Consider the following 14453-nt stretch of genomic DNA (forward strand, 5'->3'; position numbering starts at 1 on the left):
CACTCATTGTTACTGATTGTCGCTCATTGTGATTCAATGCGTGACTTTGCGTGCAGCCATTTTGTGTACATGGGTGATTGCATAATCTATGCCAGAACCGTAAGCGCCACTATGCTCAACCACCACGCCTGTCGTGCCTTCGTAGGTATCCTTTTTAGCCCAGTCGCGTTGCAGTTCCAGCAGGTATTGCTGCCAGGTCATGGGCACCGCACCTGCCTGTATCATGCGTTGCAAGGCCATGTTATGGGCTGCGGCTGAGGTGCCACCAGAGGCATCTTCAACGAAATACACTTCATAACCATCGCGCATGGCTTCCAATACCGGGAAGGTCAGGCAGACTTCGGTCCACAATGCGGCAAACACCAGTTTTTTGCGGCCAAACTTTTTCAACTCGGCTTTGACTGCTTCATCATCCCAGGTATTCATCGAGGTACGTTCAAAAATCTTGTTGTCTGGCAGCTCGGCCAGCAGTTCAGGCCAGATTTCGCCGGAGAAACCGGCAGTCTCTACTGAAGTCAGTACGGTCGGTACCTGGAATACCTTGGCAGACTTGGCCAGGCCTATCACATTGTTTTTCAGCAGTTGGCGGTCTATGCCGCTGGCAACGCCGAAGGTCATTTGTGGCTGATGATCAATCAGGATCAGGCTGTGGTTGGCGGCTGTCAGTAAATCAAGTTTTGGGTTGCTCATGATAGGTGCTCCATCGGTTTGAAAGGCAGGTTTTAAATTAGGTTTTAACAATTGGCGTCCAGACATGTGTACTGTAGATTGTTTCCATAATGCGCACTAGATAGTAAAATGTCTTCATTAAGTATCCAGATTGGAAACATTGCATGGACAGACTCGATGCCTTTCGCGCTTTTGCCCTCTCCTGGCAGCATGGTAGTTTTGCTGCGGCTGCGCGTGAAATGGATGTCACGCGCTCGCAGGTCAGCAAGCTGGTGGCCTCGCTAGAAGAAACCTATAATGTCAAGCTCCTGAACCGTACCAGCCGCGCTTTGTCATTGACCAGTGCAGGTGCAGAGCTGCATGAATACGTGCGCTCTATCCTGGCACTGTCAGATGAAGTAAGCCTGGCTCTGACTGAAAGACGTACCCAGGCTGTTGGCAAGCTGGTGGTGAATGCCCCCATGAGTTTTGGCACCATCATGCTGGCACCGCGCATGAGTCAGTTTTTGAAACAGCATCCACGTGTTGAATTGCGCATGGACCTGAACGACCGCATGCTCAATCCCATAGAAATGGGTTTTGACCTTAGCCTGCGCATCGCCCATGTGAGTGATTCCAACCTGGCAGCACGCCGCATCTGTGCCGTCAAACGGTCGTTGTATGCCAGCCCAGCTTATCTGGAGCAGCATGGCATACCCGGAGAGCCAGCACACCTGGCCCAGCACAGGTGCCTGAATTATGGGCACAACCTGACCGGGGCGGAATGGCTGCTCAGCGATGGCCGTAGTGAAAAACGCGTGCGCGTAGGCGGTGCCCTGTGTTCGAATAATGGCGAGATGCTGGCGCAGGCAGCGGCAGATGGTCTGGGCATAGTCTTGCAGCCGGATTTCATCACCCAACAATGGGTGGCACGGGGTGAGCTGGTCCAGATACTCGGTGAATGGCAGGAGGCGCCGCTGATCAGCCTGTATGCCTTGTACGTGCCGTCCAGCAGGTTGCCCATGGCGGCCAGGGCTTTCATTGATTTCCTGGTCAGGGAATTCAATGATGAAGCGCTTTCTCCATTCGTTTAGCGCAAGGGCATGTAGATATTTGTCAGTAGATCTGCGGGTGCGGCATCGCGCGGGTTGTTCAGGTATTCTTCAAACGGCGGCGCATCGTCTATCTCTTCACCAGATGCTGGCAGCCAAACACCAAAGAACCAGCGATAAACCGGCTGCATGTCAGAATAAGGGCCCTTATAAGTCAGCACGGCATATTTGCCACCGCGCAGCTCCGTCAAAGACAGGGGTTCTTGCAATGCCTGTTCCGGCAAAGGCTGAGGCGCGCTGATGCAGGCTTTTGAGCGCAGCTTGTCTTCATCCACCGTCATTGCATCGTCATAGTAAATACCGAACCAGCGGGTATCTTCCCTAAATAATTGTCGTGAGGCGGCACAGCCATTCAGGATATCAAAAGTCTTGCTGATGCTCATATAACTGCCGGTATTGTCTATGCTCAGCAATTGCACCGGGGCTATGCTGGTGATGCTGACCGGGAAGTGCAGGTCGGCACTGAGTTCATCTGGCAATGGGATTTGCTGGTGGCTACCCTCCTTGCGGTAACGCGCCGGTGGTTGCCCATACACAGATGCAAAAATACGGGTGAAAGACTGCAGGTTGGGGTAGCCAGAAAATTCTGCGATTTTATCTATCGTCATATCGCTGCGTGCCAGCAGGGTCGCTGCTCTTTGCAAGCGCAGGCGCTTGACTGTCGCCACCACACTCTCGCCATGAATGGCGCGATAGATGCGGTGCCAATGGTAGGGCGACATGCAGGCGATGTCGGCCAGCTTGTTCAAATCCAGGTCTTCATCCAGATGCGCATGCAGGTAATTAGTGACGCGGGAAAGGCGGCGTTCATAACTGACTTGCAGGGCGGGATTGGTGGACAATGCGGACATGCTGGCCTCATGATAATAAAGTGGCGCTTATTTTATACCGATGTAGATCGCCGCTTGTGCAGGCCCCTGATATTCTTCAAAGTCAGTCAGATAGCTGCGCTGGTATTCTGCCTGACCAGAAAAATAAGACCACACCTCACCCCAGCCTTTGATGATGGCAGCAGGCATTTCACCTTCACAATTGAATACCATGTAGCGACCGGCAGTGATGCTGACATTGGCCAACTCTGCTGAGGCTGCCATGACGCCGACACCGGCTGTTACGTTAAACAAGCCATTCGCATCGCTTTCATAATTTGAATACACGCCATAGATTTTTCCGTCACCGGTTTTCGCTGGCAAGGTCTCGGGCAAATTTCTGGCAAAGAATTGCCCCCACATAGGACCTATCTTGCCAGTAGCATTATCGGCTTCATCAGCATTGCGGGTGCGTACTTGCAGGCCGCTGACCTGGAAGCTTTCTATTTTCACGATTTTTGTTTGCATGGTTTTATCCTGTTCTTGAATTGTTGAGCTATCTTGTTTTTTGATGAATTGCCGTATGATGGTCTTTCAGCTTCCTGATACTGCCTTGCGTATCTCATTGAGATAATCAAGCAGGGCATTGGTCAGCGAGGTGCTCACCTTAACATGAAGGGATTTGACAAATCTTGCGGACTTATAGTTCATTGATGACTATGGTGTCAGGGATATGCACCGCTGAAAGGGAAAGGAAAAAGTGATGAATGAAAATATGACGATACGCTGCGCAAAGGAAGCTGACATCGCTGTTATGCAAGCCCTGATCGCCCGCTCTGCGATACAACTCAGTGCCAGCTTTTATACCTCTGAACAGGCGCAGGCTTTGCTCACACACGTGTTTGGTGTCGATAGCCAGCTCATCCATGACCAGACTTATTTTGTCATCGAAGAGCAGGGCAGCATGCTGGCTTGCGGTGGCTGGAGCAAGCGCAAGACCCTGTTTGGTGGTGACCAGGCCAAGCAGGGGGTGGATAACTTACTTGATCCAGCGACCGATGCAGCACGCATACGGGCTTTTTTTGTAGAACCCAAGGCCGCGCGCCGTGGCCTGGGCAGGCTTTTGCTCGAACACTGCAGCACCCAGGCACAGGCAGCGGGATTTACAGTATTGGAGCTGGCCGCCACCATGCCGGGTGAACCCTTGTATCTGGCTTGTGGTTTTACTGTATTTGAGCGCGTCGATCTGGATTTGCCTGGCGGCATAGTTGCACCATTAAGTCGCATGCGCAAGCAACTGATTTAGCTTATTTGCCAGTGGGAAATGAAAATGACCTGAAGAAAAGTATATTGTGAAATAGCTATTGAATTTCCGGTGCAATCCCATACATGGTGCACTACTCGCACAATGGACAGATGATACTGTGTTCTCCCAGAGACAAATAGCCGGTTTTCAAGCGACCGGTACATGCAATCAAAGTGGCAATTTATGCCAGCCTGTTGTATCTTGTTGCACACATAGATTTTTCTGAAGAGGTAATTCGCGTGAAAGGTATCCTGAAGTTTCTGGCTGCTGCCAAGCTGGTCGAGTTATCTGATGAAGAAAAATTGAAATTGCATGGTGTGGCGCCGGACGACGAACTCCTGATAAACCAGGCTGCCAGCGAATTTACTGATGAAACTGCGGGTACCAATCCGCCGCCATTGCCAAACACCAGTGATGCTGGCACTTCCTTGGCTCCAGCCATCAATCCACCCATCGCCTACGCGGCGGCTGATGTCGCCGGTGGCAAGTCGTTTGAAGATATCTTCAAAAGCGCCCAGATACCCGATTCCCCTTTCCCGGCGGAACGCCTGCTCAGGTTGCTTGACGGTTTGCGCGCCATGGACGAAGCCACCCGCAAGGCAGCAGTGCATGCCATGGATGCGGCGGACGATAACTGGACTATCGATGATTCCATCATCGATGCCCAAAGAAAAATCGCCGCACTGGAAGACTATCAAAAAGCACTTGAATCGCAGCTCACTGCCAACCAGCAGCAAGTGATTACCGAAGTCGCTGATTTGAAAGCGGCAGAAGAAAGAGCCGTCACAGAAATACGCAAGCAGATCGCTGAAATGGAAAGACTGCTAGCACGCGAGATACAAAAAACTGCAGAACAGATCACCAATCTGGAAGGTGGACAAAAATCTGCAATGGAAAACTGTGAGCGCGAAGTGAAGCGCCTGCAGGCAGAAGTAGAAAGATTGCGCGAGATCCCGGCGCAATTTTCACACTGAGGTCAGAGCAATTCAGACCGAACTTACACCGACCTCACACTGACTAACAACACATCATCAAGGAATGACCATGGCTACAGCTAGCCCTCTTGCTAAAGGACTTATTGCAGTGATTATCCTCGGAGCCGCAGGCTCTGCGGCCTGGAATCTGGCACTCAAGGACTGGTGGGCCAACCGGGCTGATGCAAAATCCGGCGCGACAGTGACGGCCAGTGCATCGGCAACGAGTAAAGCCAATGGTGTGAAGCCTTCTGGCAAACCTGCTCCTGCGCCAGTGTCTGGCAGCGGGCCACTCGGCTCCAGCGGCAATCCCCTGAAGGTCAGTATCGTCAGCTTCCATGGTTATGCGCCTGCGCTGGTTGCCAATGGCAACAGCCTGACTACCCAGCCCAATTCTGTGTATGCAGCCAAGGGTGTGAATATGCAATTCGTCATCCAGGATGACATCCCCGCGCTGGCAACCGTGTTTGAATCAGGCGCAGCACAATGTGCATGGCGTACTTCTGACTCATGGGCGCAGGAACAACCTAATCTGCGCAATGCTGGTCTGGATGCGCGTGCCGTCATGGTCGTCGATAATACCCAGGGTGCAGATGCTGTCATCGCCAAAGACGGTAGCATACGCACGGTAGAAGACCTGGCTGGCCATTCGGTCGCGGTACTGCAGTTCACTCCTTCGCACGGCATGTTGATCGATGCGATAGAAAATTCTTCGATGACGGCGCGCAAGAAAGAAAGCGTCAAGTTTGTCTTCATCAACGCTGATGAAGGCACGGCGGGTGTGCGCGCTGCTTTGGAATCCGGCAATGTCGATGCCGCTGCGCTGTGGGATCCTGATCTGTCACTGGCCCTGCGTAATGTCAAAGGTGGTCATGTCGTATATTCCACCAAGACGGCCACCAACCTGATTTTTGACATCATGGTGTGTGACAGCCGCGTACTGGCAAAAGAAGAAAACATTCCGGTCATCCAGAAATTTGTGGAAGGCTGGATGGAAGGCGTGACACAGGCAAGAGCAAAACCTGACAATGCCGTCGATGCGCTGGTGAATACAGAAGAATTCTTCAAACTGCTGGCCAAGCAGGAAGGCAAGCCTTTCATCAAGTCCCTGTTCAGCAACCTGGTATGGACAGGCCTCGAAGACAATGCCCGTATCCTGGGCCTGGTCGGTGGTACTAACCACTATGACCGCGTATATCGTCGTTTTGATAGCATCTACCGTGCTGCAGGCGCATTGGCGAATCCAAAATCACCAGTCGTCAATCCGCAAGAGAGTTTTGATTACCGCTTCATCAAGGCCATGCTGGCCAAGAATACTGCAGTGGAAACAGCGGCAGCCAAACCGCAATATCAATTTACTGAAACTGCACAAAAAGCAGCTACACAACAGGCAGCTAGTGTCACCAAGCCAGTCACCGTCGGTTTTGCTACCGGCAGTGCTGAACTGACCAAGAAAGCCCAGCGCGTCGTTGATACCGAGATGGTGCCTTTCATAGAAAACAATGGCAGCGCTTATTTTGAAGTCAGCGGTAACAGTGATGGTGTTGGTGCGCGCGACTCCAACCTGCGTCTGTCGCAAGCCCGTGCAGCGGCAGTGGTGAAGTATCTGAACGAGCAATGGGAATTCCCTAAAGCACGTTTCAAAATCGTTGGTAATGGCCCGGATAAACCACTGTGCAATGAAAGTAATCCGGCAGCGGATGGCCTGGCACTGGAAGATTGCCGTGGCCTGAACCGTACTACCCGCATCGGCGTATTTGCACGTTAAGCATCATGACGACATTCTGGAATCCCTATGCCGTCATGTCGCCTGGCTTGCGACGCCAGCTCGGCATAGCATCGGTGGCCACGGTAATAGTGCTGTGGGCTGCGCTTGCAGCATCAGGTGCGGTCAGCCCGACCAGGCTGCCGTCACCCTGGGCCGTGGCTCAAGCCATGCTCTACCTGTCATGGAATGAGGGTAACAGCATGTTGTTCAATGCCACCCTGTGGTCGGCGGGCCGGGTATTTGCCGCTGGCCTGCTGGTCATCGCCATCGGCATACCAGTGGGTGTCATGATGGGCGCAGCACCGCGCTTGAATGCTTTGCTGTCGCCGCTGATAGACCCTTTCCGTTCGGCACCGGTAGTCGCCTTGTTGCCCATCCTTGTCATGTGGCTGGGCATAGGCGAGGTGATGAAGATCGCCTTCCTGTTCATCGGTGCGGTAGTGTATCTGGTGCCCATGGTGCGCGATGCCATACAGGCCGTGCCGCAAAGCTATTACATCAGCGCACGTGACCTCGGTGCCACACCGTGGGAATGCATACAAAAAGCCGTATTGCCCATGGCCATGCCGCGTATTGCTGACGCTGTTGTTGTCAGTATTTCGGTCATGTGGACTTATATTACCGTCGCTGAATACGTCAATGCCCGCGAAGGCCTGGGCCAGCTGATACAGAACGCGCGCCGCTTCAGCGCCATGGATCAGGTGTTTGCCGGCATCATCGTCATCATCGCGCTGGCGCTGGTGACTTACCAGTTGATGCGCCTGTTGAAAAGAAAACTCTATCCATGGGAAACTTCGCAGTGAATATGGATACCAAGACTGATACTATGGCAGACACCAGCCCGGCAAGCACGATGACGACCAGCACAATGACGACCAGCACCGACATCAGCCTGCAACTCAATGAAATCGTGCAGGAATATGCCAATGCCGATGGCCCTGTGACACGCGTGATCGATGGTATCAGCCTGTCTTTTGACAAGCCCACCATTAATATGTTGCTGGGCCCCTCCGGTTGTGGCAAAAGCACCTTGCTGCATATGATGGGTGGCGTGCGTCCTTTTGGTGTGCAGTCACCGACATCTGGCTCCGTGCATATCAATGGCGAAGTCTGTGATGGCCCGCATGATGATGCCGTCATGGTGTTCCAGCGTTATGCCAACCGACCAGACCTGACAGTCTATGAAAATGTCGCTTTCCCGTTTCGCCTCGGTTTATGGAAGAAAAAATTCCCCGAAGCTGAATGGAAAAAACGCGTAGATGACATGCTCGAAGCTGTAGGTCTGGCAGATAAAAAAAACCTGTCGTCTGCACAATTATCCGGCGGCCAAAACCAGCGCGTAGCACTGGCGCGGGCGCTGGTGTTGCGACCACGTATCCTGCTCATGGACGAGCCTTTCGGCGCACTCGACGCACAAACCCGTGAAGAAATGCAGCAACTGCTGATTACCCTGCACAAGACCAGCCCCTGCCTGATCGTCTTCGTCACGCATGATGTGACTGAGGCCCTGTTGCTGGGTGACCGTGTCATCGTGCTTTCTACCCAGCCCGCCAAGATTGCAGACGACTTTGAAATTACCGAGAGCCGCCCGCGTTCAGCCGTATGGCAGCGTTCTACCGAAGCAGTCAACATGCAGGAACGTGTACTGACGCAACTCCACAAACTCAGTCCCGGACGCGGTACGCTCAGAGTCACCATTTGAAATAGCGAATTGAAATAAAGAATTGAAATAAAAACGTGCAGATCAAACAAGTTTCATATGTGAAGGAAATGCTGTACAGCCAGGGCAATATGTTTGCCGTGCTGGGCACGGTCGCTGCCAGCGTCTTGATATCCATACCCTACGGCTTCAATGCCGCGCTGATTCCGCTCATAGGCCTGGTGGCCGGGGAAACCATCGCCGCCATGTTTATCCCGTATTCAGAAAATTTCCGCGCTGCCGTCGATAAAAAATACCGCGAGCAGGAGAGGGCCGCTTCCAGACAGCACTTCCTGGAAGAAATCCACAAGCGTGAAGGCATCGCCTTCAAGGTATTTGGCTCGATGGATGCCTATCAACGCATGCTGCAGCATGTTGCTTCCCTTTACCAGTATGCCAGTGACAGCCGCACCAGTCTGTCCATGAACGATGTGGAAAAACTCGATGATGCTACCCTCGATTACCTGAGCATGTGGCTGGCCCTGACGGTCATAGAAGAGCGTGCCAATTCCGTCAATATGAAAGAAGTGGAAACGCGCCTGGAGCGCATAGACCAGGACCTGGCAGATATCAAGCCAGGCATGGATCAGTTGCAATTGCAAAAAGCGCGCAATGATTATCTTTCGCTCATCACACGCCAGCGCCGCATGCTGAGTCGCAAGGCGGCGATAGAAGCAGCCATCATTTCCATGCCCGACCAGATGGATGAAATTTACCAGACCATCATGACTGCACCGACTTCATCCGATGTTGATTCCAAACTCGCAGAATCGATAGCCAAGCTGGGGCTGGAAGAAGACCTGGAAGCTGAACTCGAAGGAGCCTTGCGCGACACTATGCCAGTGATTTCGCAAGAGCTGGAAAATCGCAAGCAAAGCCGCGTTGCAGCCGGGGTAAAAGTACAGCCGCAGGCACAAAAAAATACGCAGTAAAAAATATGCAGTGAACACTGGAAAGCGAAGATCATGGAATACAGCATCATCACGCAGGACGATTTGCAAGGGCTGGCAGATTTCGAGCTGGCACAGGCTAGGGTAAAAAATGCACTGAATCTCGCTGGCGCAGAAGGTGCGGTAGGCTTGCTGCGTTTCTTTGCCCGTTATACCAGCTGGAATGGTTTCTTTGGTTCTGGCGTGGCTTCATTATCCGGCAAGATAGGCCGTTCGCGCACGATGTTTGTCGATCAAACCGTGGCCGAGCGTTTGCTGAATGACCGCAGTGTTTTTATCGCGAGTTTTTTCTTTGATGCTGCGCGTGATGAATTCGATGACCGCGATACAGAATACCGCGATACACACCGCTGCCTGGCGCAGGCAACCCTGGCTGGCTTACTGCGTTATGCGCGTCAGCAAGGCTATGCGGCCTCCACCGCAGAACTGAATAAAATGCTCAATGAACCTGCCTGGTTAAAGACCCTGAATGCCAAGGTTGCGCAGGGTTACGGCAATGGCAGTGAAGACAACAGGGACGCCATCATGGCAGCGATAGGTTACCATCTGGGCTCAGAAATTCTGGCTGACCGCGAGTTCTCGATGATAGATGAATACCTGCGCAAGGAACAAAAAGAAGTGACCCGTTTCCTGAAAAAAGCCAAGCAGGAAATCGCCGGTCAAAGCCATCCATGTTATCAATGGTTGCAGATACACAGTGGTCATGGCGGCGCAGCCGAGGCTGACCATTTTGAATGGGCAACCAAAGGTGCAGAACTGGCGTTTACTTATAGCCCCAAAAAAGAACATGCAGCCATGCGTGCCAGCCTGGATCATGGCTTCCAGACTTTTGCCAGGCATCATAAAACTTTCTTCGAAGCGATAGTTCGATAACACGATCATCTCATGATCAATTTATAGTCAATTCAGGTCAATTTTACCTAAAAGAGGATCAACATGTCTGACAGCAATTTCATCGCCCGCTTATCCAATCTTTGGTCAGGCTTCGTCTCATTGTGGATTACCGATGTGGAAAAACGCCACCCGGAAATCGCCTACCAGAATTCCATCGATTCCATGATCAGTAAATATACCAAACTCAAGGCCGCGACTGCCGCCATCATACGCCGCAGGCAGGATGTAGAAGCGCGCCTGAAGGCGGAGCAAGCAGAACTAGCATCCATCACCGCTGATCTGGAAAGTGCAATCGCCACTAACCAGGACGATCTGGCAGTCGTACTGATACAAAAGAAAAATGCCCTCGATGCCAGCGTAGCAGCTCTGCAGGATGACATGAAAATCGCCCAGACTGATGCCGACGATGCCAAGGATTCACTGCTGCAAGTCAAAGGTGAGATCGATAAACTCAAGGCAGAAAAAGACCGCATGCTGGCGCAGATGCACAGTGCACAAGCACGCGTATCGATACAGAACCAGCTGGAAGGGCTGTCTGTCGATGCCGAAGTCAAGGCGCTCAGCAATGTGCGCGACCATATCAAAAACACCGTGGCTGAAGCCAATCTGGGTCAGGAATTGCGCAGCTCTGATCTCGACGTGCGTCTGGCAAAACTGCGCCAGAGCAGCGGCGCAGTGACAGCCAAGCAGCAACTCGAAGACATGAAAAAAGCCCGTGCTGGCCAGGCAGAGGCCAACAGCGGTGGCAAGACCATGTAATTGGTTTTGGCAAGGCGTGTCAACATCCGTTGTCACCAGTGAGTAATTAAAGCAAAGAGACAGAGCAGACATCCATGAGCGAAACTGGCACTAGCAAGCGCACGCTGCCCGTCTGGGCAGAACAGCTGAGACAGAAATATCTGGCAGGCGAAGCCTCGGTCTTCGTCTTGTATGGCAATGTATTTGACCGCTACCTCGTTGATAGCGTGGCCCATGGCATGTCTGAATTTTTGTCTCAGGTCCTGCTAAAGGAAAACAAGAACCGCATCATGGAAATCAGCCTTGACCGCGGCGTACGTTTTCTGCAAGGCGCAACGACAGAAGAGAAAGAAGTCTTGTACGGCTATCTGGCTGACAAGGGTTTGCCTGGCATCTTTGAATCGGTAGAACGCCGCATGCGTGAACATGCGTCGAATGCCGTAATCTTCCCTTATGCAGGAACGATCTTCCCGAATGGCGATCCGCAAATGATGTCGTTGGAAGACCGCATTGCTTTTACCACCCTGCATCGCTGGTCACTCGATGATGCACTGGCACAAAAAGATAATGTCGTCATCCTGCTGTGCGAGTCACTGGCCGAAATCAATCAGGCCATCATGTCCAATCCCAAGGTGGCGGCAGTAGAAGTGCCGATACCGCAAGAAGCTGAACGTGAAATAGCAGTCAGGCATTACGCTCCTAAGATGGAAGAGCAGCAAGTCAAATTGCTGGCCAAGCAAACTGCGGGTCTGCGCGTGATACAACTGAGCAGCATTGTTGCGGCAGAAGGCCCGCAAGGCTTGCGTGAAGCAGAACGAACCAAGCTCATTGCAAGTCTTTTGCAAGGCCAGGCCAATGCAGAAGACCGGGCAGCAAAATTGTCCGCCATCACGGCTGGCATGACACCGGAAGAAATCGCCCACCTGATAGACCCGGGCAAGACCCTGGCTGTGGATGTCGATGTCGACCCCTATTCCGAAATGATGGAAATAGTACGCAAGCGCAAGCGTGAGCTGATAGAAAAAGAATGCGCTGGCCTCATCGAATTCATCGAACCCAAGCATGATCTCAGTGCAGTTGGTGGCAATGAGAACATCAAGACAGAGTTAATGGAAATCGCCAAGGCCATTAAGTCCGGCGACAAGGCAAGATCACCCATGGGTTTGCTGGCAGTTGGTGCTATGGGGGCGGGCAAGACCTTTGTGATTAAGGCATTCTTGAAAGAGGCTGGATTGTCAGGCGTGAGCCTGAAGAATTTCCGCTCCAAATGGGTAGGTTCGACAGAAGCCAATCTTGAGCGTGTGCTGAACGCAGTCAAGGCCATGGGCCCTATCGCCGTGGTCATTGATGAAGGTGACCGCAGCTTTGGCAAGCAGGGCGATGACTCTGATGGCGGCACCAGCTCACGCGTGATTGCCCGCCTTAAAGAGTTCATGTCCGATACCGAGAACCGTGGCAAGGTCTTGTTCATCCTCATGACCAACCGCCCTGACAAGCTTGATACCGACATCAAACGCCCTGGCCGTCTCGACAGGAAAATCCCTTTCTTTTATGCCGACACTGCTACTGAACGCGCCGACATCGTCAAGGCCATACTCAGCCGTTATGACGTCAAGTGTTCGATAGACTGGGCCAATACCTTGCCGGTGTTTGACGTCTTGCGCGGTTATTCAAATGCTGATCTGGAGGCGGTAGCGCTGCTGGCACTGGAGTTCGCCAAACGTGGTGATGGTGAAATTACTTCTGCAATTTTCGAGATGGCCGTGGCCGACTTCATGCCACCGCAAGAAACACAAATGATCGCCTTCATGGAGATGCTGGCCGTGTTTGAAACTTCACGCCGCTCCATGTTGCCAGACCGCTTCAAGAATATGACACCGCAAGAAGTGCAGCAGCAATTGCAAGTCTTGCGCAATGCGATTTAAATTTTATCTATATCCAGGAGAAAACCATGTTTCCATTTTTTGCCCCGCAATCCCTGAGTGATAGCGCCATTATCGCCGCCAGCAAAATCATGTTACAGGTAGCAAAAACAGATGACATCCATCCCGCAGAATCTGCCTTGATCAAAAGTTTTTACGAAGGCAGCATCAGCACTGCAAGCCATCCATCCTTTGATGAATTGCTGGCCGCTGCTGACGCCTACAAATTGGCAGCAAGCGATTTCGCAACTGAGCAAGAACGTGAAATGGTGGTTGCACTCAGCGTCATGACAGGCTTTGCCGATGGCACATTCAGCGATGCAGAAACACAGGCCGTGCGCGATATCGCTGCCGCTTTGAATCTGGCACCGGGACGTTTTGATGAAATCAATGAAACCATCAAAGACCACATGCTGGCACAACTATCGCATTTGCCAGATGCCGGATCAGTGGCTGTCGTGGCAAAAGAACTGGGCTGATTATTTTTCTATATCGCATGTCTGCTGTTGCATTCTGCGCTTAAAGTCTCACCACGGAAAGCTTGGGATGGTGATGGGTATTCGTAGCAATTTCATTGCCTTCAATTGATCGAAGCCCATCTCCATGCACAAAACTGAGGTCTGGATGTATGAGCTCACACCCGAAGTAAACGCATAGGCGTAAACGCAAAAAGCCCACCAAAGGTGGGCATTCCATTCATTCCGGCAAACTGACAACAACCCGTGCTATCTGCGTGGTGTCATTGATTGGTGCATCACCCGTGCTATCTGCGCGGTGTAATGTGGGGGTGTTTGCCTGTTCCTGCTGGTCCGCTATAGTTCGGTCCATGACAGGATGTACCACGAATGAGATCCTTCAACACTTCACTACACCATTTCCCGGTTCGCATATACATAGACATGCAAATCCAGCCGGTGAGAATGAAGGCGCTTTGGAGTAGGCTGAGCTTACTCTGCGGTCTTGTGCACAGGATGCACTATGCATCCTTTAACGACAATACCATTTTCTCTAGATCCATGCTATCTGCGTGGTACCAAGAGCCGGTAAGTATCATTCTGCGCATCAGCATTTTGTACGAGACATAAACACTGACAGATGAAGGGTGTCGCCATGCGATTGACTAATTCCCAGTAACCCATGCTATCTGCGTGGTGTCACTGGCCGGTATTACTAAATTAGTCAAAAGCGCTGCGACCGGGCAAATTGAATTCACCCGACAAGGTCAATAAAGACCTTGGTCTGATATTAGGACAGAACCTGGATGTTGCTGGCTTTGTCGCCTTTAGGACCGGCTGTGCGCTCGAAAGACACACGCTGGTTTTCGCTCAGGCTTTTGAAGCCGCTGGACTGTATGTCCTGGAAGTGGGCGAACAAATCTGCACCACCTGCATCAGGAGCGATAAAGCCGAAGCCTTTGGCATCGTTGAACCATTTAACTATACCTGTTTGAGTACTCATGTTTTTTTCCTTTTGATAAAACCATAGGCAAAATCGCCCAATATGGACTTGTAAGCAAGTGATAAAACCAGTGGAAAAAAGACAGAACAGCCAGAGAGATAAAGCTATGCGGAATTGGGACCAACAAATTAAGGACTTGATGCAAGTACAGGACGGAATATACACGTTTACTTTA

The 14453-nt window shown here is 51.9% G+C and carries 16 protein-coding genes; 11 read left to right on the forward strand and 5 right to left on the reverse strand.

Features of this window, described 5'->3' with window-relative positions; all coding sequences use genetic code 11:
- Window positions 1–33: 33 nt before the first annotated feature.
- Entirely contained in the window at window positions 34–690 is a 657-nt protein-coding gene (locus ACO0LL_RS06635; protein WP_422950097.1) for a hydrolase, read from the reverse strand.
- Window positions 691–833: 143 nt separating this feature from the next.
- On the opposite strand from ACO0LL_RS06635, the gene ACO0LL_RS06640 reads away from it, so the two are divergent.
- Window positions 834–1742, forward strand: a complete 909-nt coding sequence (locus ACO0LL_RS06640; protein WP_422950098.1) for a LysR substrate-binding domain-containing protein — start codon at window positions 834–836, stop codon at window positions 1740–1742.
- On the opposite strand, the gene ACO0LL_RS06645 is transcribed toward ACO0LL_RS06640, so the two are convergent.
- The gene (locus ACO0LL_RS06645) at window positions 1739–2611 is read right to left on the reverse strand and encodes an AraC family transcriptional regulator (protein ID WP_422950099.1); all 873 of its coding nucleotides are present in this window, start codon (window positions 2609–2611) and stop codon (window positions 1739–1741) included. The genes ACO0LL_RS06640 and ACO0LL_RS06645 overlap by 4 nt on opposite strands.
- Before the next feature lie 27 nt (window positions 2612–2638).
- Entirely contained in the window at window positions 2639–3097 is a 459-nt protein-coding gene (locus ACO0LL_RS06650; RefSeq protein ID WP_422950100.1) for a GyrI-like domain-containing protein, read from the reverse strand.
- 235 nt (window positions 3098–3332) lie between these two features.
- Between ACO0LL_RS06650 and ACO0LL_RS06655 the strand changes: the two genes are divergently transcribed.
- The 10 genes from ACO0LL_RS06655 (at window position 3333) to ACO0LL_RS06700 (ending at window position 13299) form a co-directional block, all read left to right on the forward strand.
- A complete protein-coding gene (locus ACO0LL_RS06655) occupies window positions 3333–3875 on the forward strand; it encodes a GNAT family N-acetyltransferase (protein WP_422950101.1) in 543 nt (180 codons plus the stop codon).
- 239 nt (window positions 3876–4114) lie between these two features.
- Complete coding sequence (locus ACO0LL_RS06660; protein ID WP_422950102.1) at window positions 4115–4849, forward strand: hypothetical protein; 735 nt, start codon at window positions 4115–4117, stop codon at window positions 4847–4849.
- A 70-nt stretch (window positions 4850–4919) separates the two neighbouring features.
- Window positions 4920–6617: an OmpA family protein gene (locus ACO0LL_RS06665; protein ID WP_422950103.1), complete on the forward strand. Its 1698-nt coding sequence runs from the start codon at window positions 4920–4922 to the stop codon at window positions 6615–6617.
- Between the two features lie 5 nt (window positions 6618–6622).
- Window positions 6623–7420, forward strand: a complete 798-nt coding sequence (locus ACO0LL_RS06670; RefSeq protein WP_422950104.1) for an ABC transporter permease — start codon at window positions 6623–6625, stop codon at window positions 7418–7420.
- Complete coding sequence (locus tag ACO0LL_RS06675) at window positions 7402–8319, forward strand: ABC transporter ATP-binding protein (RefSeq protein WP_422950105.1); 918 nt, start codon at window positions 7402–7404, stop codon at window positions 8317–8319. Before ACO0LL_RS06670 ends, ACO0LL_RS06675 begins: the two co-directional genes overlap by 19 nt.
- A 35-nt stretch (window positions 8320–8354) precedes the next feature.
- Entirely contained in the window at window positions 8355–9248 is an 894-nt protein-coding gene (locus ACO0LL_RS06680; protein WP_422950106.1) for a hypothetical protein, read from the forward strand.
- A 33-nt stretch (window positions 9249–9281) separates the two neighbouring features.
- Window positions 9282–10139: a hypothetical protein gene (locus ACO0LL_RS06685; protein ID WP_422950107.1), complete on the forward strand. Its 858-nt coding sequence runs from the start codon at window positions 9282–9284 to the stop codon at window positions 10137–10139.
- Window positions 10140–10202: 63 nt separating this feature from the next.
- Entirely contained in the window at window positions 10203–10919 is a 717-nt protein-coding gene (locus tag ACO0LL_RS06690) for a PspA/IM30 family protein (RefSeq protein ID WP_422950108.1), read from the forward strand.
- Between the two features lie 74 nt (window positions 10920–10993).
- Complete coding sequence (locus tag ACO0LL_RS06695; protein WP_422950109.1) at window positions 10994–12823, forward strand: ATP-binding protein; 1830 nt, start codon at window positions 10994–10996, stop codon at window positions 12821–12823.
- Window positions 12824–12849: 26 nt separating this feature from the next.
- Window positions 12850–13299 (forward strand): TerB family tellurite resistance protein, encoded by a 450-nt coding sequence (locus ACO0LL_RS06700; RefSeq protein WP_422950110.1) that lies wholly within the window; start codon window positions 12850–12852, stop codon window positions 13297–13299.
- Between the two features lie 217 nt (window positions 13300–13516).
- Here ACO0LL_RS06700 and ACO0LL_RS06705 read toward each other — a convergent pair whose 3' ends face one another.
- A complete protein-coding gene (locus ACO0LL_RS06705) occupies window positions 13517–13648 on the reverse strand; it encodes a hypothetical protein (RefSeq protein ID WP_422950111.1) in 132 nt (43 codons plus the stop codon).
- Between the two features lie 417 nt (window positions 13649–14065).
- A complete protein-coding gene (locus tag ACO0LL_RS06710; protein WP_162043691.1) occupies window positions 14066–14278 on the reverse strand; it encodes a cold-shock protein in 213 nt (70 codons plus the stop codon).
- Window positions 14279–14453: the final 175 nt, after the last annotated feature.

This window comes from Undibacterium sp. TC4M20W, from assembly GCF_049340245.1.
Classification (GTDB): Bacteria; Pseudomonadota; Gammaproteobacteria; order Burkholderiales; family Burkholderiaceae_D; genus Undibacterium.